This window comes from Woronichinia naegeliana WA131, from assembly GCA_025370055.1.
GTDB lineage: Bacteria > Cyanobacteriota > Cyanobacteriia > Cyanobacteriales > Microcystaceae > Woronichinia > Woronichinia naegeliana.
Genome location: CP073041.1, coordinates 4,997,142 through 5,021,729 on the forward strand (window position 1 = coordinate 4,997,142; position 24,588 = coordinate 5,021,729).

The 24,588-nt window shown below is 38.9% G+C and carries 11 protein-coding genes and 5 pseudogenes; 9 read left to right on the plus strand and 7 right to left on the minus strand.

Annotated features, from left to right (window positions below; translation table 11 throughout):
* Window positions 1-4,881, minus strand: a complete 4,881-nt coding sequence (locus KA717_25000) for an ATP-binding protein (protein UXE59168.1) — start codon at window positions 4,879-4,881, stop codon at window positions 1-3.
* A 693-nt stretch (window positions 4,882-5,574) separates the two neighbouring features.
* Here KA717_25000 and KA717_25005 point away from each other — a divergent pair.
* Window positions 5,575-6,856, plus strand: a pseudogene (locus tag KA717_25005) (ISKra4 family transposase).
* A gap of 228 nt (window positions 6,857-7,084) precedes the next feature.
* Here KA717_25005 and KA717_25010 read toward each other — a convergent pair.
* Together KA717_25010 and KA717_25015 are read right to left on the minus strand one after the other, a co-directional pair.
* A pseudogene (locus KA717_25010) lies at window positions 7,085-8,419 on the minus strand (IS5 family transposase).
* 555 nt (window positions 8,420-8,974) lie between these two features.
* Window positions 8,975-10,018 (minus strand): IS630 family transposase, encoded by a 1,044-nt coding sequence (locus tag KA717_25015; protein UXE59169.1) that lies wholly within the window; start codon window positions 10,016-10,018, stop codon window positions 8,975-8,977.
* 67 nt (window positions 10,019-10,085) lie between these two features.
* On the opposite strand from KA717_25015, the gene KA717_25020 reads away from it, so the two are divergent.
* Complete coding sequence (locus KA717_25020) at window positions 10,086-11,462, plus strand: transposase (protein UXE59170.1); 1,377 nt, start codon at window positions 10,086-10,088, stop codon at window positions 11,460-11,462.
* 211 nt (window positions 11,463-11,673) lie between these two features.
* Here KA717_25020 and KA717_25025 read toward each other — a convergent pair whose 3' ends face one another.
* A complete protein-coding gene (locus KA717_25025; protein ID UXE59171.1) occupies window positions 11,674-11,826 on the minus strand; it encodes a hypothetical protein in 153 nt (50 codons plus the stop codon).
* Between the two features lie 142 nt (window positions 11,827-11,968).
* Here KA717_25025 and KA717_25030 point away from each other — a divergent pair.
* Window positions 11,969-13,315, plus strand: a pseudogene (locus KA717_25030) (IS5 family transposase).
* Between the two features lie 385 nt (window positions 13,316-13,700).
* Window positions 13,701-15,038 (plus strand): annotated as a pseudogene (locus KA717_25035) (IS5 family transposase).
* A 155-nt stretch (window positions 15,039-15,193) separates the two neighbouring features.
* Here KA717_25035 and KA717_25040 read toward each other — a convergent pair.
* Window positions 15,194-16,150, minus strand: coding sequence for an IS1 family transposase (locus tag KA717_25040; GenBank protein UXE59172.1), 957 nt, complete (start codon window positions 16,148-16,150; stop codon window positions 15,194-15,196).
* A gap of 63 nt (window positions 16,151-16,213) precedes the next feature.
* Here KA717_25040 and KA717_25045 point away from each other — a divergent pair, with 63 nt between their 5' ends.
* Together KA717_25045 and KA717_25050 are read left to right on the plus strand one after the other, a co-directional pair.
* Window positions 16,214-16,654, plus strand: coding sequence for a helix-turn-helix domain-containing protein (locus KA717_25045; protein UXE59173.1), 441 nt, complete (start codon window positions 16,214-16,216; stop codon window positions 16,652-16,654).
* 17 nt (window positions 16,655-16,671) lie between these two features.
* Complete coding sequence (locus KA717_25050) at window positions 16,672-17,070, plus strand: transposase (GenBank protein ID UXE59174.1); 399 nt, start codon at window positions 16,672-16,674, stop codon at window positions 17,068-17,070.
* Here KA717_25050 and KA717_25055 read toward each other — a convergent pair.
* Window positions 17,044-18,123 (minus strand): IS1 family transposase, encoded by a 1,080-nt coding sequence (locus KA717_25055; protein ID UXE59175.1) that lies wholly within the window; start codon window positions 18,121-18,123, stop codon window positions 17,044-17,046. The genes KA717_25050 and KA717_25055 overlap by 27 nt on opposite strands.
* Before the next feature lie 171 nt (window positions 18,124-18,294).
* Here KA717_25055 and KA717_25060 point away from each other — a divergent pair.
* Window positions 18,295-18,627: pseudogene (locus KA717_25060) on the plus strand (transposase).
* Window positions 18,628-18,732: 105 nt separating this feature from the next.
* Here KA717_25060 and KA717_25065 read toward each other — a convergent pair.
* Complete coding sequence (locus tag KA717_25065; protein ID UXE59176.1) at window positions 18,733-21,384, minus strand: PD-(D/E)XK nuclease family protein; 2,652 nt, start codon at window positions 21,382-21,384, stop codon at window positions 18,733-18,735.
* An 8-nt stretch (window positions 21,385-21,392) separates the two neighbouring features.
* On the opposite strand from KA717_25065, the gene KA717_25070 reads away from it, so the two are divergent.
* Together KA717_25070 and KA717_25075 are read left to right on the plus strand one after the other, a co-directional pair.
* Window positions 21,393-21,713, plus strand: a complete 321-nt coding sequence (locus KA717_25070; protein UXE59177.1) for a type II toxin-antitoxin system Phd/YefM family antitoxin — start codon at window positions 21,393-21,395, stop codon at window positions 21,711-21,713.
* A gap of 150 nt (window positions 21,714-21,863) precedes the next feature.
* Window positions 21,864-24,557: an AAA family ATPase gene (locus KA717_25075; protein UXE59178.1), complete on the plus strand. Its 2,694-nt coding sequence runs from the start codon at window positions 21,864-21,866 to the stop codon at window positions 24,555-24,557.
* Window positions 24,558-24,588: the final 31 nt, after the last annotated feature.

A 24,588-nucleotide genomic window follows, 5' to 3' on the forward strand; every position in this document is an offset into this window, starting at 1 on the left:
CTAAATATCTAAATCAACGAGATTTAATTTAGCTCCATAGGTTTCAATAAACTCCCGACGCGGGGCAACGCGATCGCCCATCAATACCGTAAAAATGCGATCGGCTTCGGCAGCATCCTCAATTTGAACCCGTTTTAAGGTGCGAGTTTCTGGGTTCATCGTTGTATCCCATAACTGAGTTGGCATCATTTCTCCTAGCCCTTTAAAGCGTTGAATCGTATAACTGGCATTGGAGGGAAATTGACTAATTTGTTCCTGTAATTCTCGATCTGAATAGCAATAGTAATGGTTTTTACCACGCTCTAATTTATACAGAGGAGGACAGGCAATATAAATGTAACCTTGATCCACCATATCCCGTTGATAACGATAGAAGAAAGTCAGTAAAAGAGTGCGTATGTGCGCCCCATCAACATCAGCATCAGTATTATGGGCAAGAACGCCACCCACACCACAGACAAAGTTCTCATCATCTTCAACTGAGAAATCATAAACATATTCCCCCACCGCCTCAATTTCTTGATGGCTGATCACTTTCAATCCCATTAAATCTTCACTAATCGGGACAAAATTCTGGGCTTTGCGAGTGGGGTTCGCTAGATGATTAATCAATACATTCGCAAGATGATGACGTTGCCAAATCGGGCGACATTGTTCTAACTGTTCTTTACCACAGAGAGTAATGGTGAAGTAGGGATGACGGGTTTGGATAGGCGCATCGATCGCCGTTGACGGTTGTAAGCGAGAGTGGCTGACAATCAATCCCAATTGACCAAATAAGTACAGTAGTCCATCTTTAGCCGAGGTAGAATTAGTCGTCAGCGAAAAATGGTTGTCTCCAATAGTTCCATCGCCGAGGAAATAACCTTCTAAAAAGGCTAGTTGTAACTCTTCGCTTAAGCTAAAAATGAGATCGGGCAATTGTTTCTGATGGGCCACCTCTGCAAGATTCCAGGCTTTTAACAGACGAGCCGCTAAGACACTATGGAAGTAGAGTTTAATACCCTGACTATCGGGATCTGCATAGCATCGAGGTGTTTCTCCAAAAGTGGCGGTAATAGCTGCCATTAATTCAGGGATAAAGACCTGATCTTTTTGTCCTAAATTGAGACTAACTTGATGTTGACTTAAGGTTCCCTCGGCCACATACCAGCCTAAAAACCACAGTAATTCAGCCGTAATTGGCAAGTAACGAGCAAAAGCTTTATCTAGATGAGCTTGAGGAACCAATTGAATATGATCATCTAGGACAATTAATTCGCTAGGGGTAAAGTCCTCAAAGGCTTTATAGTCACTGACTTCTCGCCAACGAGCATTTTTGCTTTGGTTATCCTGATGAAGATAGGTTTCTAATTTAGAAGGTAGGGTTTCATAGACAATTTGGTCATTACCGCCGATCGCCTCTAAATAGTTGAGAAAAGCAGGCAAGGTTGGATGATTGATCCCTCGTTCCCAATGACTAATCGTTATCGGTTGTTTAACATTGCAAAGAGTCGCTACTTGTTTTTGGGAAATTTGGGAAGTTTGACGCTGTTGGATCAAAATTTGCCAATCTTCTTCGCACAGTTGCACCCTTGGCTCACTTAATAAATCGGGACGTTCTACCTTTGCTAAAACTCGTTCACTGGCAATACGTCGTACCGATTCTCCTTGCAGATAAAGAGAATGGGTTAAGCCAGCCTGATAAAAGGTTTTGAGTAGATCGATACGCTCCGGTTGGCTATTAGGACGGGGTAAACGACGACTGGCAACTAATAAATCCCCTACCTGAATTTCATTGCCTTTTTTGAGTTTCACTTCTCCTTGATCATAGACAAAGACACTATGAGAAGATGTAACCTTAATAGAGCGATTGTAACGGGTGGTAATTTCATACATCGGCTCTTCATGACCGTGACGAATCACCGCTTTGAGGGGACGGAATCGAGTTTGATGAGTATGGGGATCAAAGGAAATCACTTGATAGCGTTCAGGGGTTTTTCGACCCTCAATGCAATCATCAATAAATTGCCCAATTTTGACAAATTCTGTTTTGCCGGTATCATCCATGACGAGAGTCGGCTCATCCCCTGCCACACTCATAATAATAATATGGTGATAGCGTAGTTGATTGACATCAAATTCATCGCCTTTAATCCCTAATCCTAATGCTGTAATTAAGGCCTGAATTTCTGTGTTTTTATAAATCTTGGCATCATCAGTTTTTTCAATGTTTAAAATCTTACCTCGTAACGGCAAAATTGCTTGAAAACGGCGATCGCGCCCCTGTTTAGCACTGTTATGAACAAAGATGCCACTTGCTAAGGCAAAGTTATGGGTATGGGGAACTTCGATATCATAAACGTCATATCGTTCCGTCACCATCTCAATAGAAACAATACGATGGTTATAGTTTGCGATCGCTTCCTTAGCTAACTGTTCGTTGCCTTCAAAGTAACGCTTACAGAAAGTATCAAACCGTAACAGAGATTTATCATTAGTTTGTAAACGGTAAGCTCGATAAGCCTCTAAGTCCAAATAACCTTGTTCTAATTCAACTTGCTTAAGGGTAGCTAAGGTTTTCTGATAGTAGGTTTTATTTAACGCAGAACGTCGTTTTTTCCGAAATTCTGGAGTCCATTGTTCTTTCGTTTTTTCCCGTCGCCATTCCCGTAACTCAGGATTATTCCATTGCTCTTTCGAGGTTTCAGAATACTGTTCTCGTAGCTCAGGATGCTCATTAAAATACTCACGAACTCGCTCAGACTGGGCTAAACGATTTTCCGCTTGACCCCAATATTGCTGTTGTGCCTGATTCAGTTGAACATGATTTTGACGGCGATAGTCTTCATTATTTTGATAAAACTCTAACCATTTGTTGGTCATATAAGTTTTATAGGCTTGATCTTCCCATTGAGCTTTAGCCAGTTCAGACAAAATTGCCTGGGTTTCAGGTTGCTTCATGCGATCGCTCATTTTTTGACGAAACTCTTCACTTTGATGGATTTGACGGCTTTTCTCAATCACATCAGGACGATGTAACGTTTTTTCAATATGACGACGATGCAATGCAATATGATCTTTTTTCGGAAGTCGTTTAATATTGCTTGGATTATTATTAAGCTTATTAAAATCTACATGATGACGGTCTGATCCCTCAGAAGCCGAATAAACTCCATTTTGCAAATTGTAGAAGTCAGCTAACAAATGGGTATAAATCCACTTATCATGCTTGGGATTCCAAACAAGTTCGTAACCATCTAAACCTTGGCCATTCGAGTTCTTTTGAGAAAGCTTACGATACAAAGGCATTAAAGAATCATCAGGAGTCAAATCAATCGCCGCCTTATAACTACCATCCCTTAACATAAAAGGATGATCTGGTGTGCAGATTAACTCTTCTTGATTATCCAACGTAATTTTGATAACCGTTGCATTTTTCTTGGTAACACGAGCATTGATAATTCGCTCTATGCTGATATTGTGATCGTCTCGAATGGTATAGCAGAAATTTTGAATTCCAGCTTTTTCTTCTTCGACTAATTCTTTAAAGCTAAGGTTACGACCATCAGCCAATGCGACCTTAGTATCTCCGCACCAACAGCCCCCAGCACTATCGCCTTCGACGATATAAATCTCTGATTCAGTGGGATCTTTGCTGCTACAATCTGCCAATTTACCTGGTAAAGTTGAGGATTCTAAAACCGATTTACGACGCACTAACTCCCGCGCACGACGGGCTGCCTCTGCCGCTTTATAAGCTTGCACTGCTTTTTCAATAATTGAATCAGCAACCTGGGGATTAAAATCTAAAAATTCCCCTAACGCTTCACCCACAAAAGAGTCAACAATGCCGCGAACTTCGGTGTTACCTAATTTGGTTTTGGTTTGACCTTCAAATTCAGGATCGGGGACTTTGACGGAAATAACCGCCGTTAAACCTTCCCGAACATTTTCACCCCCTAAATTGGCTTCGTTTTCCTTAATTTTATTGCGTTTGCGGGCGACGGAATTAATGGTACGAGTGAGAACTGTCTTTAAACCTTCGAGGTGAGTTCCTCCGTCAATGGTGCGAATATTATTGGCAAATCCTAAAAGATTGTCACTGTAGGCATCAATACACCACTGAAGGGCCACTTCTACCTGAACGTTATTGCGTTCACCAGAAACATAGATAATATCCTTATGTAGGGCTTCTTTCTCGGAGGTCATGTAGGCGACATATTCCTTGATGCCCCCTGCGTATAAATAGGTTTCAATATGGGGATCGGATGGACGGCAATCGCTGAAAGTAATGGTAATACCGGCATTGAGATAGGCTAATTCCCGTAACCGACCGGAAAGCGTAGAGTACTCAAATTCAATCCCGCCGGTAAAGATCTCTTGATCCGGTAAAAAGATGACCGAGGTTCCAGTGGCATGATCCGGATTCTCTGAAACCTGTAGTTCCGTGACAGGAATCCCTTTTTCAAAACGTTGAATATATTCCTTGCCATTGCGCCAAACCGTGACTTCTACCCAAGCTGAGAGGGCATTCACTACGGAAATACCGACACCATGCAATCCACCGGAGACTCGATAACCACCACCACCAAACTTACCCCCTGCATGGAGAACTGTTAATACTGTTTCTAACGCAGATTTCCCCGTTGTCGGGTGGATCTCAGTGGGAATCCCACGACCATCATCTGTCACCCGCACTGATCCATCAACATTGATATCAATTTCAATATGGGTACAGTAACCTGCCATCGCTTCGTCAATGGAGTTATCCACCACTTCATAAACCAAGTGATGTAGCCCCTTCGGGCCTGTTGTACCGATATACATCCCCGGACGCTTACGAACCGGATCCAAACCTTCGAGGACTTGAATTTGATCGGCACTGTAGTTATTGGTCATAAAAAAAATGGGAGTTTGGAAACTCAGTGTCTTCAGACCTGAGAGGAAAAACGACACAGGGGAATTTATTCCCCGCGAAAGGGAGAGATAGAAAGAGGTACAGTTTCTATCCCGCTTCTAAGCCGAAGTCTGCCTATTCTGTACGACGTAATGTTCGCTTCGCCAAGGTTATCTAAGCTTGTTAGGCCAACCACACTGTCTTACCCCTCGTAAAACTGTTTAATGGTTGACGATAGAGCCACAAACTAGCGTCGCATTTGTGGGTATCTTGACTTAGATAACGTAGTCCTCGAAGGACTTAGGCTGGTCAGCTAACTAAAGTTAGAGGCACGAGAGCCGCCGTTACTTCAGTGCGGGGTGCTGACACACACTCCAAAATCAGGCTTGTTCCCTGGTCAGGAACCCTTTGATGACAAAAGTCTCAAAAATTGTAACACAAAAGGGTTATTTAAAGACTGAGCTTGATTTGGAGCCAGCAATTCCAAATTCAGAATGTAGTCCAAGATACAAAAGCCTTGAAGTGCTTACGGTCAAGGGGTTTTGTATCAATATGTGGAATCAGCGTAATGCTCTATTTAGGGCTTGCTGAAAAAGTCAAAAAACGAAAGAAATGTGGGTTGGGTGCGACCTTTAGTTGATGAAGGAAAAGAAAAGTGTTAACATGAGATGAAAAGTGACAAAGAGGAAACAATGATGACAGCAAAACTAATTAATGTAGAGGGTTCAAAGATAAAAATAGAACTAACATTAGAACTCAGTCGTTCAATGTTGGATACAGAAATAAATATTCAAAAAGGCTTAAACGAAGTAGGTTGCATCGCCAGCAAAGAAGCCTTGAAATATTTAGATACAGATGGTTCACCCTTAAAAATCGGTGAAGAAATCTGGAAGAGTAAGGGAGAGCAACCGAAAGAATATCAAACACCTTATGGTGAGGTTATAGTGAATCGTCATGTATATCAGCGTTCACCTTTGAGGAAAAACGTATTGCCCCTTAGAAAGAGAAGCAAGGATAATCATAACATCAACGCCATTATTGGCAAAACAGGTATCCTCAAAAATGTCAGGGATGGCAGGCAAAGAGGTGAAAAATGATTTATTAGAAAATCATGGTAGAAAAGTAGCGCTATCCTATATCCAAAGATTGAGTGAAGCAGTAGGAAGTGTGGTACAGGCAAAAGAAGAAGCGTGGAGTTATGCCCCGCCCAAGGAGGATAGCCAAATTGCAACAGTGGGAATAGGATTAGATGGAACCTGTATGCTGATGTGTGAGGATGGCTACCGTGAAGCAATGGTGGGAACCGTTTCCCTATACGATAGTGAAGGCGAACGTCAACCTACAATCTATCTAGGTGCGGCACCAGAGTATGGAAAAAAGAGTTTTCTAGAAAGATTAGAAAGAGAAATTGAGCGAGCGAAAAAACGTTATCCAGAGGCAACATTGGTCGGGATAGCAGACGGGGCAGAATCAAATTGGAAGTTTTTAGAAAAGCAAACGGAAGAACAGATATTAGATTTCTATCATGCCTCTGGTTACTTAGGTGCCTTGGCAGAAGCGTTGCATCCGAATACCGTGTCAAAACAAAAAGAATGGTTGACTGAAAATTGTCGAGAACTCAAGCATGAAAAAGGAAAAGCAGGAGAACTGCTAAATCTGATGAAAGAAGTCAAAGAAGAAAAAAGTCATTCTAAGAATCTTACCGAGAAACTACAAGCGGCGATTACTTATTACGAGAATCATCAGCATCAAATGGATTATGCTGAATACATAGAGAAAAAGTATCCGATTGGTTCAGGTGTTACGGAAGCAGCTTGTAAGACGTTGGTCAAACAACGATTATGTTGTTCAGGGATGCGATGGAAGGAAAAAGGAGCAGGAATTATTTTGAGCCTACGAGCTTTGGTATTGACCAAGGAACGATGGAGTCAATTTTGGGCAAAACTTGATCAATATGGGTTCCCTGTAGAACCCTGATTACAACAGCTTTTATCAACTAAAGGTCGCACCCTGTGGGTTAGGGAAGTATGGACTGAAAAAGCATAGATAACTTATCCTTATGGAAACAAATCAAAATACAGATTTTGTTTAATCTATTGTTCCTTTCTGTCTAAAAAGGTCAACACAAATCACTCCTCACAAAAGAGAGGAAAATTAACACCATTTTTCACAAGAAAAACGACTCTACAACTTTTTACTTTTTGTCTTCTGAAGTAGAGTAGAAAGATTCATTACCAAAAAGTTCATCGCAATTACCGTTTCCGAGGTCTCAGGTAGTTTGGCCATCACTCGACCAAGACTAAATTTCCTCTTTCCCTGTCCGAATTTACCCTCAATGGCATTACGCACTCTTTCATCTGAGCGTGCCTCTTTCTTTTTTTCTTTGCTCACCTCTTTCGGCGGTCTTCCCAATCGGGGACCACTCATTCTTATATCCCTTTCTTTACAATAAGCTCGATTCGCTTTTGTTCGATAGATTTTATCCACATGAACCGATTCCGGATAACATCCTGTTTCCCTTTTATATTCTTCTATTCGCGCTTGTAAATCTCCCGATTCGTTGTAATTATCCCAACTTAATTTGTCTAAGAAGACAAAGCCATTCACATTACTTGCCGATATTTTAGCTCCAAACTCTACTGCTTTTCCCGCTTTTCCACGCACTATTGGACGCACGTGAGGTTGGCTTACACTCACAATTCTGTTTTCTACTTTATTTGTCTTTTTTTCATACATTTCTAACTGTTGCTCATACACTTTTCCTATCGTTACAAGCTCTTCTTGCTCTTTTTTCGTTAGTTTTTCTAACTTTGCTCCCTCTTCTATCATTTTTTCTATATCAGACAAGTTTCTTTTTATATATCCTAGTTGTTTTTTTGTTCCTTTTCTTCTTTCTTTTTTTGACACACGACGTTTTTTTGCTATGGCTAAGTACTCTTTTCTTGCCACTTCCCTATAAGTCCTCGGCTTTTCTTTCCTTTTCTCTTTTATTTCTTCATACAGCTTATCTATTATTTTTTCTGTTTTTCTCTGGCATCATTCAATATTCCTATATCCGTTGGATATTTTATATCTGCTGGTGTACAAGTCGCATCTAACAATAACTTTCCTTCATTTTCTTTTTTTTCTGACGCTACACCCGTCGCTTTTTTCTATTTCTTTATTAATTTTATTTATTAATTCCATTCCTATTTTTTTACGAAAATGAACCATCATTGACGCATTAAATGCTTCTTTGCTACTATAGCTTTCCATTCCTATAAAGTACTGTAAATAAGGGTTCTCTTTTATTTGTTCTACTGTTTCTCTGTCACTTTTTCCTGAAATTTCTTTGATAATTAATGCTCCTAATGCCATTCTAAATGATTTGGCTGGGGCTCCTTTTTTTTCTGTGAAGTTTTTTGCATATTCTTCCTCATATTCTTCCCAGGGAATCATTTTTGACATTTCTATCCAACGATTTTCTTCGTCTAACTGCCCGCCGAACAGATTTTTCAAGTTTTCTGGTGTTTCAATTGAGTACTGTTGCTTTCGGTACATCTGCTTTCTCTCTTCTTAATGCAATGGTTTTGAGGCATTCTACCCTATTTTCGTGCATTCTAGCGGTTCTTAATTCGCCTACTATTTTTCTCCGTAAAGGTTTCAGCTTTTTTCAGCAAGCCCTATTTAGTGATTGATCAAGTTTGTTTGCAGGTTGCTGACTCTCCAAGAGGCTAAGATTCGAGGAGGAAGTACGAAAAACGTCAGAAATCAGCGAAATCTCTTTTAACTGCATAAAAGCGAGATAACGTCTGTATCTTATGTTACTGTTTGAATTTGGAATTGCTGATTTGGAGCCAGCAATTCTCAGTTTTAGACACAGCAAGCCTTTTAGGGATTTAAAGAACATTTCAAAGGGGGTTTTTGGGGCAATCCTGTATGTACTATTACGCCTAAAAGCCTGAAGACTCGTAAACTGGACAGTGGGAAGTTCTCGAGCAGGGTAAGTGAGAAAAGAAAATCGGACATGCGATACCCAAGAGTGCCGTTATGTCCGAAACTGGCTGATATAGAAAATCGATAGCCAGTGCTATCTATCAATTATGCAACTATACTTCAAACGTTCATAATCTGAGATTTATCAAAGCGTTGAAATCGTAAGGTGAGCAAAGAATCAAGCTCCTCCTTATATTTTACGTTAGCATCTTCAAGACATCCTGAAATTGCTGCAGAAAACTGCGTAAAATCTTCATAATATTTTGCGTATAAACACTTCTTTTTCACAAACTTCCACAGTCTTTCAATTAAATTCAAGTTAGGAGAATAAGGAGGTAAGTACAGTAACTCTATTCCTAATGATTCTGCCAACTCCTGCACAATTCGGCATTTTTGATAACGAGCATTGTCTAATACCAATGTAATCGGTATTAATAGTCCTAATTCTGCTATCTTTTCTAGGAGTTCACAAACCTGAGTTCCCGTAATATAAGAACTGTTCGTTACCATAATTACTTCATGGGTAATTGCATTTAATGCTCCTAACACATTAAAACGTTTTCTCCCTGATGGTGACTTAATAAAAATCCTCTTGAAGCACCATATAAAATTTACAAATGCTCCCATTACAAAATGAGAGGCATCTACAAAGAAAACTGCCCTTTTTCCTGCTTTTGCCTCTTCTAGCCTTGGTTCTAGCTCTTTTTCTCTATAGCTATCCTGAGCTTCTACATCTGCTTTTGATGGAATTGTTCCCACCTTTAGACACCTCATTCCTATTGACTTTAAAAATTTTCTGACTTGCGTTGGACTTCTTTTTATTCCCGTTAATTCTTCTATTCTTTTTACTGCTTCATTTATTGTTGCTGGTGGATTTGACTCAAAATATGCCTCAATTGTCCCTTGATGCTCTGTTAACTCGCTTTTCGGGCGATTAAATTTTATTTCTTTTAGTTTTTCTATCCCGCCCTCTTGATAATCACGGATATAGCTTGTCACCGTATTTACTGAAACTCCTGCGAATTGAGCAATTTTTTGATGAGATAATCCCTGACTTTTTAACCATAAAACTTCCATCTTTAGCTGTACTCTAGGATGCGGGTGATTAAACCGACCGTAAGACAACAGTCTTTTGTCTTCTTCCGTAAATTCTAACTTAATCATTTCTCAGCCTCTTGACTACTTTTTCTATTTTTACTATATTATCTCTTATTTTTAAAATTCGCAACTTGTGACCGTGTTCAGTATATGTCAGCGACTAGAGCAAATCCTAGAGAATCTCCGTCCCGCCTTTAGCCGAGAAGCAACGTACCAATGGTTTATCCTATTAGCCTGGGGAGTAGTGCTCAACAGCCAACCGAGCGCAATAACAAGCTATGTCAATGCCTTAGGGTTAACAGAGAGCTACTACCATCAGGCACTACATTGGTTTGAATCCAAGGCATTTAACGTCAAAGGACTGACCTTGGGATGGTCGAAGTGGGTAAGTCAGCATGAAAATCTATATCGAATCAAGGAAAAACGAGTGTATGTGGGGGATGGAATCAAAGTGGGGAAAGAAGGGCGCAAGATGCCAGGGGTAAAACGACTACACCAAGAATCCGGAAATGTGGCGAAGCCAGAATGGATAAGGGGGCATTACTTCAATGCCTTGAGTGTTTTGGTGGGAGCAGGAAAAGCCTGCTTTGCCTTGCCCTTAGTGTTGCGGCTAGACGATGGCATCAAGTCCAAAGCAACGGCAAAGGAAGGGAAAAAAGGCAGCAAAAAAGAGAAGACTACTCTAGTCACGAAAATGGGGGAGCTTTGCACTACCTACGCAGAGGCGGGAAGCTATGTGATTTTGGATGCTTACTTCGCTTGTGGAGCAGTGCTCAAAAGTTTTCGCCAAAATGCCTTGCATCTCATCACCCGAGTGCGTTGCTCTACAGTGGCATATGCTCCCTTTTCTTCCGTTCCGACCTTGAGGGGGAAAGGACGACCACGGCTTTGGGGGAGTTCAATAAAACTAGAAAGCCTGTTTGCTCTTGTGGAGGATTTTCCCACCGCTAAAGTCTGGCTCTATGGTCAACAAGTCTCCGTTTCTTATCAGTGCTTTGAGTTCCACTGGGATAGTCCCCATCAGCTCGTTAAGTTTGTCCTCACCCAATTGCCCAACGGACAAAGACTGATTCTGCTTTCTACTGACCTCTGTTTGACTGGACCTGAGATTATTGCCGCTTACGGTCTCCGATTTAAGATTGAAGTCACTTTTCGTCAATTAATCCATCTTTTGGGCGGCTTTGCCTATCGTTTTTGGCTTAAGGCTCTTCCTACTTTACCGACCTGGCCTAGCAATCTTATCCTCCCTGACTATCCCCAAACTGTTCAGACTCAGATTTTAAACAAAGTAGAAGCCTTTGAGCGTTTTGTTAATCTTCATGTCATTGTTCTCGGCTTACTTCAAATTCTTTCCTTAGAGTTACCCCAGGGGATTTGGGCTAATTTCCCTCGCTGGTTTCGGACTCTACCCTCCCATGGCTATCCTAGTGAACGCATTGCTCAACTAGCCATCCAACATCAAGCCCCAATGATTTTTCCTCAAAGTCCACCTAGTGGTCTGTCAAGCTAAAGATTGTGAATTTGAGGGAAAATGGAGAGGCTATTCATTACCTCAACAGATATCGTAATAAGTAACCATGCTCAAGACCTATATTGTCCGATTAAGTCAAGAAGAACGTCAGACCCTAAAAGATTTGGTATCCATCGGCAAAGGAGCGGCTTACAAAATTAGGCACTGGTATCGTCTAGCTAGAAGCTATAAACGTCGCAATACAAGAGGTTCAACAAATCAGGCGAATTTGGAGTAAGTCCTCCCAAGTTAACCCTTTTTGAATTATACCGAGAGCTACCGCAGGAACTTTTTTCGTCGTAAAATGGCTGCGAACAAAGTTATGAACCATCCAGAAAATATCTAGCACTCGCTGTAATCCCACAACAGATTTAGCATAAGTAGGGCTTGCTGAAAAAAGCTGAGACCTTTACGGAGAAAAATAGTAGGCGAATTAAGAACCGCTAGAATGCACGAAAATAGGGTAGAATGCCTCAAAACCATTGCATTAAGAAGAGAGAAAGCAGATGTACCGAAAGCAACAGTACTCAATTGAAACACCAGAAAACTTGAAAAATCTGTTCGGCGGGCAGTTAGACGAAGAAAATCGTTGGATAGAAATGTCAAAAATGATTCCCTGGGAAGAATATGAGGAAGAATATGCAAAAAACTTCACAGAAAAAAAAGGAGCCCCAGCCAAATCATTTAGAATGGCATTAGGAGCATTAATTATCAAAGAAATTTCAGGAAAAAGTGACAGAGAAACAGTAGAACAAATAAAAGAGAACCCTTATTTACAGTACTTTATAGGAATGGAAAGCTATAGTAGCAAAGAAGCATTTAATGCGTCAATGATGGTTCATTTTCGTAAAAAAATAGGAATGGAATTAATAAATAAAATTAATAAAGAAATAGAAAAAAAAGCGACGGGTGTAGCGTCAGAAAAAAAAGAAAATGAAGGAAAGTTATTGTTAGATGCGACTTGTACACCAGCAGATATAAAATATCCAACGGATATAGGAATATTGAATGATGCCAGAGAAAAAACAGAAAAAATAATAGATAAGCGATATGAAGAAATAAAAGAAATAAAAGAGAAAAGGAAAGAAAAGCCGAGGACTTATAGGGAAGTGGCAAGAAAAGAGTACTTAGCCATAGCAAAAAAACGTCGTGTGTCAAAAAAAGAAAGAAGAAAAGGAACAAAAAAACAACTAGGATATATAAAAAGAAACTTGTCTCATATAGAAAAAATGATAGAAGAGGGAGCAAAGTTAGAAAAACTAACGAAAAAAGAGCAAGAAGAGCTTGTAACGATAGGAAAAGTGTATGAGCAACAGTTAGAAATGTATGAAAAAAAGACAAATAAAGTAGAAAACAGAATTGTGAGTGTAAGCCAACCTCACGTGCGTCCAATAGTGCGTGGAAAAGCGGGAAAAGCAGTAGAGTTTGGAGCTAAAATATCGGCAAGTAATGTGAATGGCTTTGTCTTCTTAGACAAATTAAGTTGGGATAATTACAACGAATCGGGAGATTTACAAGCGCGAATAGAAGAATATAAAAGGGAAACAGGATGTTATCCGGAATCGGTTCATGTGGATAAAATCTATCGAACAAAAGCGAATCGAGCTTATTGTAAAGAAAGGGATATAAGAATGAGTGGTCCCCGATTGGGAAGACCGCCGAAAGAGGTGAGCAAAGAAAAAAAGAAAGAGGCACGCTCAGATGAAAGAGTGCGTAATGCCATTGAGGGTAAATTCGGACAGGGAAAGAGGAAATTTAGTCTTGGTCGAGTGATGGCCAAACTACCTGAGACCTCGGAAACGGTAATTGCGATGAACTTTTTGGTAATGAATCTTTCTACTCTACTTCAGAAGACAAAAAGTAAAAAGTTGTAGAGTCGTTTTTCTTGTGAAAAATGGTGTTAATTTTCCTCTCTTTTGTGAGGAGTGATTTGTGTTGACCTTTTTAGACAGAAAGGAACAATAGATTAAACAAAATCTGTATTTTGATTTGTTTCCATAAGGATAAGTTATCTATGCTTTTTCAGTCCATACTTCCCTAACCCACATTTCTTTCGTTTTTTGACTTTTTCAGCAAGCCCTAAGTATTTGTTCGACGACGAAAGGCGGCTAAATAGGGCTTGCTGAAAAAAGCTGAAACCTTTACGGAGAAAAATAGTAGGCGAATTAAGAACCGCTAGAATGCACGAAAATAGGGTAGAATGCCTCAAAACCATTGCATTAAGAAGAGAGAAAGCAGATGTACCGAAAGCAACAGTACTCAATTGAAACACCAGAAAACTTGAAAAATCTGTTCGGCGGGCAGTTAGACGAAGAAAATCGTTGGATAGAAATGTCAAAAATGATTCCCTGGGAAGAATATGAGGAAGAATATGCAAAAAACTTCACAGAAAAAAAAGGAGCCCCAGCCAAATCATTTAGAATGGCATTAGGAGCATTAATTATCAAAGAAATTTCAGGAAAAAGTGACAGAGAAACAGTAGAACAAATAAAAGAGAACCCTTATTTACAGTACTTTATAGAAATGGAAAGCTATAGTAGCAAAGAAGCATTTAATGCGTCAATGATGGTTCATTTTCGTAAAAAAATAGGAATGGAATTAATAAATAAAATTAATAAAGAAATAGAAAAAAAAGCGACGGGTGTAGCGTCAGAAAAAAAAGAAAATGAAGGAAAGTTATTGTTAGATGCGACTTGTACACCAGCAGATATAAAATATCCAACGGATATAGGAATATTGAATGATGCCAGAGAAAAAACAGAAAAAATAATAGATAAGCTGTATGAAGAAATAAAAGAGAAAAGGAAAGAAAAGCCGAGGACTTATAGGGAAGTGGCAAGAAAAGAGTACTTAGCCATAGCAAAAAAACGTCGTGTGTCAAAAAAAGAAAGAAGAAAAGGAACAAAAAAACAACTAGGATATATAAAAAGAAACTTGTCTGATATAGAAAAAATGATAGAAGAGGGAGCAAAGTTAGAAAAACTAACGAAAAAAGAGCAAGAAGAGCTTGTAACGATAGGAAAAGTGTATGAGCAACAGTTAGAAATGTATGAAAAAAAGACAAATAAAGTAGAAAACAGAATTGTGAGTGTAAGCCAACCTCACGTGCGTCCAATAGTGCGTGGAAAAGCGGGAAAAGCAGTAGAGTTTGGAGCTAAAATATCGGCAAGTAATGTGAATGGCTTTGTCTTCTTAGACAAATTAAGTTGGGATAATTACAACGAATCGGGAGATTTACAAGCGCGAATAGAAGAATATAAAAGGGAAACAGGATGTTATCCGGAATCGGTTCATGTGGATAAAATCTATCGAACAAAAGCGAATCGAGCTTATTGTAAAGAAAGGGATATAAGAATGAGTGGTCCCCGATTGGGAAGACCGCCGAAAGAGGTGAGCAAAGAAAAAAAGAAAGAGGCACGCTCAGATGAAAGAGTGCGTAATGCCATTGAGGGTAAATTCGGACAGGGAAAGAGGAAATTTAGTCTTGGTCGAGTGATGGCCAAACTACCTGAGACCTCGGAAACGGTAATTGCGATGAACTTTTTGGTAATGAATCTTTCTACTCTACTTCAGAAGACAAAAAGTAAAAAGTTGTAGAGTCGTTTTTCTTGTGAAAAATGGTGTTAATTTTCCTCTCTTTTGTGAGGAGTGATTTGTGTTGACCTTTTTAGACAGAAAGGAACAATAGATTAAACAAAATCTGTATTTTGATTTGTTTCCATAAGGATAAGTTATCTATGCTTTTTCAGTCCATACTTCCCTAACCCACATTTCTTTCGTTTTTTGACTTTTTCAGCAAGCCCTAAATAGCGTCGTAGAGAACTATTAAATGCCTCAACGTGGTTGGCATGAACATCCTTGTCTTCTGGTTTTTCTGTTGTCTCAGGATGTTCAGTTTTCGGAGTTTCTACTTTCTCTAGTTTACCCTCAGAATCTCGACGTTTACTACTCTTATTTTTTAGTCTTACCACCATACCCTTCGGTAATACTTTGGTGGGACGACCTCGCTTCCCAGTTCTTAATACTTCGTGACAAATATTAAATAGCAGTTGACTATATCGCTTTTCTCCATCTGTAAATAACTGGAGAGATTCTGCACTCCTTTCAAATAATTCCGCTACCGTCATCATTGCTTCTAGAAATAATTTCTGCTCTTTTTTACCACATTTTAAATGCCAAATAAAGCGGCTAGCCCTGTCCATGAGCACGATTGTCCACCCCTCAGAGGCACTTGCTTCTTTATTTTTTCCAACTTTTGTGTATAGTTCATCCCCTTCTATTACTAATTTAACAAATTCATTCACTAAGGCGTATAAAAATAATGTCTCTTGTAATCCTGATAATTTCTTTTCCCAATTCAATATTGTTGTTTTCGCGTAGCCGAATACTCGGGCTGCTGCATTTAATCCTATTCCTTCCATTCTGGCTTTTAATACTTTTACAATTTCACTTAATGGGGTTTCTAAGCCAGCGATTACGCTACCATAAGTCTCAGCAAAACAAGAACCACATTCTTGACAGATGAACATTTTACGTTCCCCGTTACCTTTCGTTTGGTAATGAGAATGTATTTTTACTTTTTCACTATAGCAATGAGGGCAGTTTTTCTGAAATAAGGCTTCCTCTTTCTCTTGAGGTAAGCCAATATCACTTAGGAGGTCAATTGAGCTTTTATTCAATGTTGACATTGCTTTCCGTTTTCCCTTTCTTTAATATAATGACAATAATAATAGTATAACAAAAACGGGAATATGTCCAGTCGTAAGTTATTTTCTATTTTCTCAAACTCTTACACCATAACTTTTTCTAGCTTTGATCACACGATACCAGTACCCAAAATTAAGCACGCCAATATTCTGTTAAACATTGATGTGAATGGACAAGGATGGACGGATGAGGAAGCTGCCGCCGCCTTTAGTTGTCACCGTAACACAGTCGCCAATCTCAGGGAGCGATTGGTCAATGAAGGTGTGGAGTCAGCATTAAGCCGCAAGCCCCGCAAAACGCCGCCTCGTCAACCGATTATTGATGGAGAGGTAGAAGCAAAACTAATCGCCTTACGTTGTGGAGAACCGCCTGCTGGTCAAGCCCGTTGGACATTGAGGTTACTAGCCGATAAGGCGGTCGAGTTAGAAATTGTGCCAGCAATTAGTCACGAAACCGTGCGTCAAGTGTTAAAAAAAACGAACTAAAACCTCATCTGCGACAGATGTACGTGATTCCACCAGAAAAGAGTGCCGAATTTGTGTCTAACATGGAAGATGTTCTAGAAATTTATCACCGACCCTATGACCCCAATTGTCCAGTGATTTGCATGGATGAGCAACCTATACAATTGGTCAAAGAAACCCGCCTTCCTCTACCAGCCAAACCTGGACAGCCAGAGGCGCATGATTACGAATATGAACGCAATGGAACAGCCAATATCTTTATGTTTACAGAACCCTTGTCTGGGTGGCGAAAGACAGTTGTCAGTGAACGTAGAACATCGGTTGACTGGGCAACAGAAATTAAGAATTTACTCGATAACGGGCACTGGTATCGTCTAGCTAGAAGCTACAAACGTTGCAATACGAGAGGTTCAAGAAATCAGGCGAATTTGGAGTAAGTCCTCCCAAGTTAACCCTTTTTCAATTATACCGAGAGCTACAGCAGGAACTTCTCTAGTCGTAAAATGGCTGCGAACAAAGTTATGAACCATCCAGAAAATATCTAGGACTCGCTGTAATCCCACAACAGATTTAGCATAAGTATTTGTACGACGACGAAAGGCGGCTAAATAGCGTCGGATAGCACTATTAAATGCCTCAACGTGGTTGGCATGGATGTCCTTTTCTTCTGGTTTTTCTGTTGTCTCAGGATGTTCTGGTTTCGGAGTTTCTACTTTCTTTAGTTTACCCTCAGAATCTCGACGTTTACTACTCTTATTTTTTAGTCTTACCACAAGACCCTTCGGTAATACTTTGGTGGGACGACCTCGCTTTCCAGTCCTTAATACTTCGTGACAAATATTAAATAGCAGTTGACTATATCGCTTTTCTCCATCTGTAAATAACTGGAGAGATTCTGCACTCCTTTCAAATAATTCCGTTACCGTCATCATTGCTTCTAGAAATAATTTCTGCTCTTTTCGACCACATTTTAAATGCCAAATAAAGCGGCTAGCCCTCTCCATGAGCACGATTGTCCAACCCTCAGAGGCACTTGCTTCTTTATTTTTTCCAACTTTTGTGTATAGTTCATCCCCTTCTATTACTAATTTAACAAATTCATTCACTAAGGCGTATAAAAATAATGTCTCTTGTAATCCTGATAATTTCTTTTCCCAATTCAATATTGTTGTTTTCGCGTAGCCGAATACTCGGGCTGCTGCATTTAATCCTATTCCTTCCATTCTGGCTTTTAATACTTTTACAATTTCACTTAATGGGGTTTCTAAGCCAGCGATTACGCTACCATAAGTCTCAGCAAAACAAGAACTACATTCTTGACAAATGAACATTTTACGTTCCCCGTTACCTTTCGTTTGATAATGAGAATGTATTTTTACGTTTTCACTATAGCAATGAGGGCAGTTTTTCTGAAATAAGGCTTCCTCTTTCTCTTGGGGTAAGCCAATATCACTTAGGAGGTCAATTGAGCTTTTATTCAATGTTGACATTGCTTTCTGTTTTCCCTTTCTTTAATATAATGACAATAATAATAGTATAACAAAAACGGGAATATGTCCAGTCGTAAGTTATTTTCTATTTTCTCAAACTCTTACACCATAACTTTTTCTAGCTTTGATCACACGATACCAGTACCCGATAACGACTATGCTGATAACGATAAAGTCATTTTAGTATGTGATCAGCTAAATACTCACAAACTTGCCTCACTATATGAAGCATTTGAGCCTTCCACGGCTCGTCGTCTAGTCGAACGGTTGGAAATTCACCATACCCCAAAACATGGCAGTTGGCTTAATATTGCTGAAAACGAGCTGTCCGCAATGACTCGGCAATGCCTAGCTCGTCGAATTCCAGATCGGGAAACTTTAGAGCAAGAAACAACGGCTTGGTACACTCAGCGCAATCATTCCCAAAAGTCGGTAGATTGGCAATTCACGACGGCTGAGGCTCGTATCCGTCTCAAGCGTCTTTATCCACAAATAGAAAATTGACAGACCACTAGATAATTTCTCAATTACCCTAACCTATTTCCTTGGTAAATATGCCAATACAGGTGTTCCTTTGGGGCTTTTCTCTTCCTACTTGATTACCGCAATTTAAGACGATCGCTTGCGACAGACTAGATCATAATCACAATACCGACAGGCTTCTTCTTTAAGATCAGGTTCTACGGGATAGTTACCTGTTTCTAGATGTGCTTTAAGACGATCGCCGACTTCAATTAATTCTGCTGCTGATGGAAAGGATTTAGGAGAAATATCTTCACCTTTGGTCAGGGAATAATAAAGGGTTTTATGCACTGGGCGATCGGGAGATAAGTTAGGGGCCGCAACGGCAGCATAGAGCGGTAATTGCAGATCAATTTTGGCTTCACCCTCGGCATTTTTGACCCCCTTGGGAGCAGTGCCACTGGTTTTGTAATCTATTAAGACTAATCCCTCGGCTGTATCATCTAGGCGATCGACCCGTCCTGTAATCTTGAGACCCTGCCATTCCCCTGTAAATTTGGCCTCTAGCTTTAATACTTCACTCTTTTCGGGTAAAAAGTCAGCTTTTTGGAAGGTATTTTTCAGGGTGTTGATATGTTCTTGACGGCGATTTGGCCAAGCAGGTAAAGTCGGAAAGTTTAACTGTTTTTCGGCTTCTAAAAACCATTGGAATAAGTGAGCTTGATCACTCAAATTGATAGTTTTATCTTGTTGCCAATAGTTGAGAGCAATTTCCACAACTTTATGATATAAATTACCGCGTAAACTAGGGCTTAAATCCTCTTCTAATTCGTCTAATTCTGCTAGTTTTAAAATTTTGTTGGCAAACCATTTAAAGGGGCATTGTCCTAATTGTAAAAGTTGAGACGCACTGAAAATATGGGTTTCTAAATTAACGGGAATACCGACCCCACCATTATATTGAGTAAATTTCTCCGTCAAAGTCTGATTTTCGCGCTGATGTTCGATCATGAAATGCTCTGAAATCTGATTTAAAAGAGGGTCATCTAGGGACGTTTGGGGATGTCTTAAATATTGCTGTCGGGCCAGTTCAAGACTGGCAATGGGTAAGCTAACTTCACTTGCTCTTAATCCTAGTCGCTCAAGGTAGGAAGAAGGTTCTGCACTACTGTAGGAAAGACCCTGGCGATCCATACGACTATGGGAGAAGGTCATGTTTTTCGTCCCAAGACTGAGTAACTGATAAAAACGGACGGTTTCTTGACGGGCTAAATCGGCGGCGTTGGGTAAATAAATATCTTCGGATTGTAATTGTTGTCGTTCAAAAAAGTCTAAAATGGGATCATCTTTAACGGCAGCAGGTAATTTTCCTTCGAGCATATCCAAGACAAAAACATGAGTATAATGTGCGCCCACAATTGAATTGGCATTGTGTAATTCAACACCTTCTCTGCCAGGGTAAGCAGTGGTTTGCAAGATACTTAAACTGGTCAAAAGTTCATCTCGCCATTGTGACCAGGGGATAATTTCTTGACTGGGTTCTGCCAAGGTTTGTAATCCTTTTTCTAGGTTTTGATAAGCGACACTTTCTTTAGCCCAATGAGCGGAATTTTCTCGAATTTGTAGATGTTGTAAGAGTTCTTGAAAGGTACTTAACCAGGCTTGGCGATTGGCTTTAGTTGGAAGTGGAAAGTCCTGCAAATTAACTGACGTATTTTCTAAAATTGTTTGCCATTGGCTAAGATTTTTAGGTGGATTTGCTTGAATTTGTTGCCAATTTTCTGGGGTTAAGAAAGGACTGAGGGGATGGTGTAATAAACGACGGGTGAGTTCGTAGGGAAAGCCTTGATCGATGACTTGACTTAAATGGGCAAACCAGGCTCCTAATCGAGTTTCACTGAGGGGAATATTATAGGGAAGACGGAGGGCAATTCCTAATTCCCAAGCCATATCTAATAGTAAGTTTCCCCAAAGGGTGTCCTGAGCGGTAACAATGACAATTTCTTGGGCAGAGATACCCTGAGATAAAAGTTGTTTAATTTGAGTTAAAATGCTTCTTGCTTCTATATTTTGATCAGAATAAATTTGATAACTCGTTTGAATTTCTTGAACGGTGTTTTGGGGATTTATGCTTAAAAATTGGCTTTGTAAAGTAGTGGGTTTGGTCTGACTGTTAACGGTTTGCCAGCCTTCTTGTTTTAAGCTTGCAATGGTATAGCGTTGGGAGCTAAATAAATCTTCTTCTCCTGTTGGTAAATAAATGAGGCTATTATCTCCTGCGATCGCGTTAATAAAGGCAATTTCATCAGGGCTAGGAGTGAAGTATCCATAAATGAGTAAGGGACGTTTTTGGGTCGTATTTTCTAGGGCATTAATGGCTTGCCAATAGAGTTCGGCAAAGTCAAATTGGTAGTTTTGATGTAGGGCAGTTTGATAGGCGATCGCGGTTTGAATGAGTTGTTTTGAACGGTCTGAGAGGGTTTCGGTGAGGGTGAGTTGGGGAGTCGCACTGAGTAAACTTTGGATGGTGGGCATCCAGGTGCGGGTTGTGCCTTCTAAGTCCTGGGGATTAACAATATCTCGAATAACGGTTCGTAGTTGGTAGTAGGCTCGGACGGGGGAAGCCAGACTCAAGGGTTTTTCTTGTTGGGCGATGGTTTCTTGGGCGAGTTCTTTTAGGGAATAAAAAGGCACTCCTAAAGCTCTGGCGGCGTGGCGGTTGGGGGTGATATTCAGGCGATCGCTTGGTTGACCAGGTTTGGGTTGGCTGAGGTCGCTATGGCAAAGGATACGGCGCATAAATTTAGGTGGGGGCGGTTTTCTTTAGACTAGGTGATGATGATGGGTTTTGGGGTTATAATGAAATCAAATTTTTTGAATTGGCGTTATCTATGAATCATATTAATCTCAAAGAGCCGAATCCTACCCTTGCCGATCTTATTGATAGGGTTAATCAGGGTCAGGAAGTAACACTCATCACTATTGATGAGCAAAAACAGGCGGTATTGGTTTCTTTAGAGGAATGGAATGGTTTGCAGGAAACTCTCTATTTATCGTCTATTCCAGGGGTTAAGGAGGATTTAATTATAGGAAAAAATACAAGTTGGGAAGATTGTGTTCCACTTTAAATTTTTAATGATGTGGTCTCATTAGAAATAAAATGCTAAAATCATTACTTAATTTCTACAATTAATTGTAATATTTTAGAAATGTAAAAAACGCTTACAAATCTAGTAATTCTCCTTTGGTCAAATTTATCAATCAAATTAAAGGTAATAATGAAAAACTTATTCGCAAGAGGCTCCGAATGGAGAAAATGGGATTTACATATTCATACTCCCGCTTCATTTCATTGGGAAGGTGGAAAACGTTTCTATGATATGACGCAAGAAGAAAAACATCATGAGTTAACAAACCTAATACAAAATATCAATAGTTCTGACATTGATGTTTTTGGTCTTATGGATTACTGGACGTTCGATGGCTATTGCGAACTAGTCAGATTTCTTGAAGAAAATCCGAGTATAACTTGCCACAAAACTATATTGCCAGGAATGGAATTAAGAATTGAGGCTCCAGTTTCATTTAAGCTTAATATACATATTTTATTGTCTAACACATTATCTAATCAGCAACTAAATGATTTCAAGTCTAAGATTAAATTACGCATCGGTACCAAAGAGCGTTCTTTATCAGATGAAGCTCTAATTGAATTCGCCCAAAGTCTAGATATAAGTAAAGCAAGAGTTCATGGTTTTAATGAAACAGATCTTACAAATAGAGATAAGCTTCTTGAACTAGGAAGCAAGACGGCAAAGGTCGTTCAAGATTGTTTACTAAAAGCTAAAGAAGAAATTTCAGAAGGTTTATGTCTGATTATTCTTCCTTGGGATACCTCAGATGGCTTTGCAAAACTAGACTGGAAAAAACATTCAAGTGATGCTAATTTTTTTATGCAGTCTTCTGATGCGTTTGAAGTTAGGGGAGATGACAATATAAATCTTTTTTTAAATATAAAAACAGACAACAATCAATCATTTATTGATGATTTTATAAAATCATTAGGTGGAAAACCAAAGCCTGTTGTTTCTGGAAGTGATGCTCATAAATTTTCTAACTATGGTATTTATCCTAGCGACAAAATTACATGGATTAAAGGTGATCCAACTTTTGATGGGTTGAAATACACAATGTATGATCCATCTGAAAGAGTCCGTATTTCATCAAACGATCCAAATTTAGAATTTCCTAAGCCATATTTCAAAAAAATTGAAATACAAGAATCGTTTATTTTTCCAGATAAACCTAATAAACGAATTAAGTTTTCTTCTACAGAAATTGAATTAAATAGTGGTTTAGTTGCTATTGTTGGAGGTAGAGGCACAGGAAAAAGTATTCTTTTAGATGCCATTGCTAAGACTTTCAATAAACCAAAAAGTCCAGAAAGAAAAGACGAAATTTCACTTCAAGATGGTTTTTCGATTTTATATTCTAAAAATACAGGTGAAACAGAGTTATATGAAATTGGGGAAAAAGCTGAAGTCATATACTTACATATTCATCAAAGAGAAGTTAATGGTATTGTCAAAGATCCTGAATTATTGAGTAAGACAATACTTGATATGCTTGGGATTTCTGGATTTAAAAATCAATCTTTAAATGAAATTGATGATATCTTATCTAACATGAAAGATTGTCAAGATTGGCTAGATCAACATGACAAAAACCAGAGCAATTTAACTGTTGAGAAGCGTACTCAATTAATTGAAACAATTACAACAGAAAAAAATAGGGAAATACTAGAGAAGTATTCAAACAACATTTCTCTAGTAAATAAACACGAAAAACACATTTCAAAATTAATATCGCTTGCAAACAACTTAAATCGGATTTCCGAGGAAATTAATAATGAAATTCGAGAAATTAATAATGAGTTATCGGAGTATTCTATACCATCTCTAGATTTTAACCCTCAAATAGATTCGACTAATCAAGTAAAACTTTTTCTTGATTCAGCGATAAATCAGTTAAAAAACCAAAATATATGTATTCAAGAAGAGTTAAAAAACGAAAAGATTGAAGGAGATCCAATTACTTTATTAGATAAAGTGAAGGAGTATCGTGCTGAAATTGAAGAACAGCAAGAAATTATTCGGCAAATTGACGAATATCAGGATGAATTACAATCCCTTCAAAAGAAGAGAAATGATTTTGTAGAACTATTAAATAATGAGCTTCATGAGTTAGTGAATCAAATCAACAATAAGTGGAAAGAAAAAATAGATGGAAGAATAGACTGGAATGAGCAACAAAAAAACTTAATTAAAGACCTGCTTAAGCCTATCGATATTTTTGGGGAAATATACTTTAACGTTGAAGAATTTTACAAACAAGTGGCAGACACTTTCTTGAATCTCATAAAATTTCCAAAAACAAAGAATAGTACATCCTTAGCAAAGGTTAAAAGTACAATTCCAATTAATTCCTATGATGATTACAAGTGTCTCATAAAAAATGAGCCTATTATTAAAATAGATCAGGAAGTATTAACATTACAAGCTTTTTTAGAAAAACATGATTATTTTAAACAAGATGGTTCAAATAAATTTCAAAAATTTCTCTTTTCTGAGACAGAAAGAAAAAAATATCTCAATGTTATTGCTAGAATTCAGTATGATGGAAAAAGTCCAGAAGAATTATCGGTAGGCCAAAGAGGGACTCTTTACTTATGTCTAAAACTTGCAACAGAATCTTTTTTTGATCCGATTATCATAGATCAACCAGAAGACGATCTTGATAATGATTTTATTATGAAGCGTCTTGTACCTATCTTTTTAACTATAAAAAAATATCGTCAAGTTATCATTGTTACCCATAACGCAAACCTAGTTATAAATGCTGATGCAGAGCAGGTGGTTATTGCAGAAAATAATTCTGAAAGTTTATCCTATTCTAGTGGTCTGTCAAGCTAAAGATTGTGAATTTGAGGGAAAATGGAGAGGC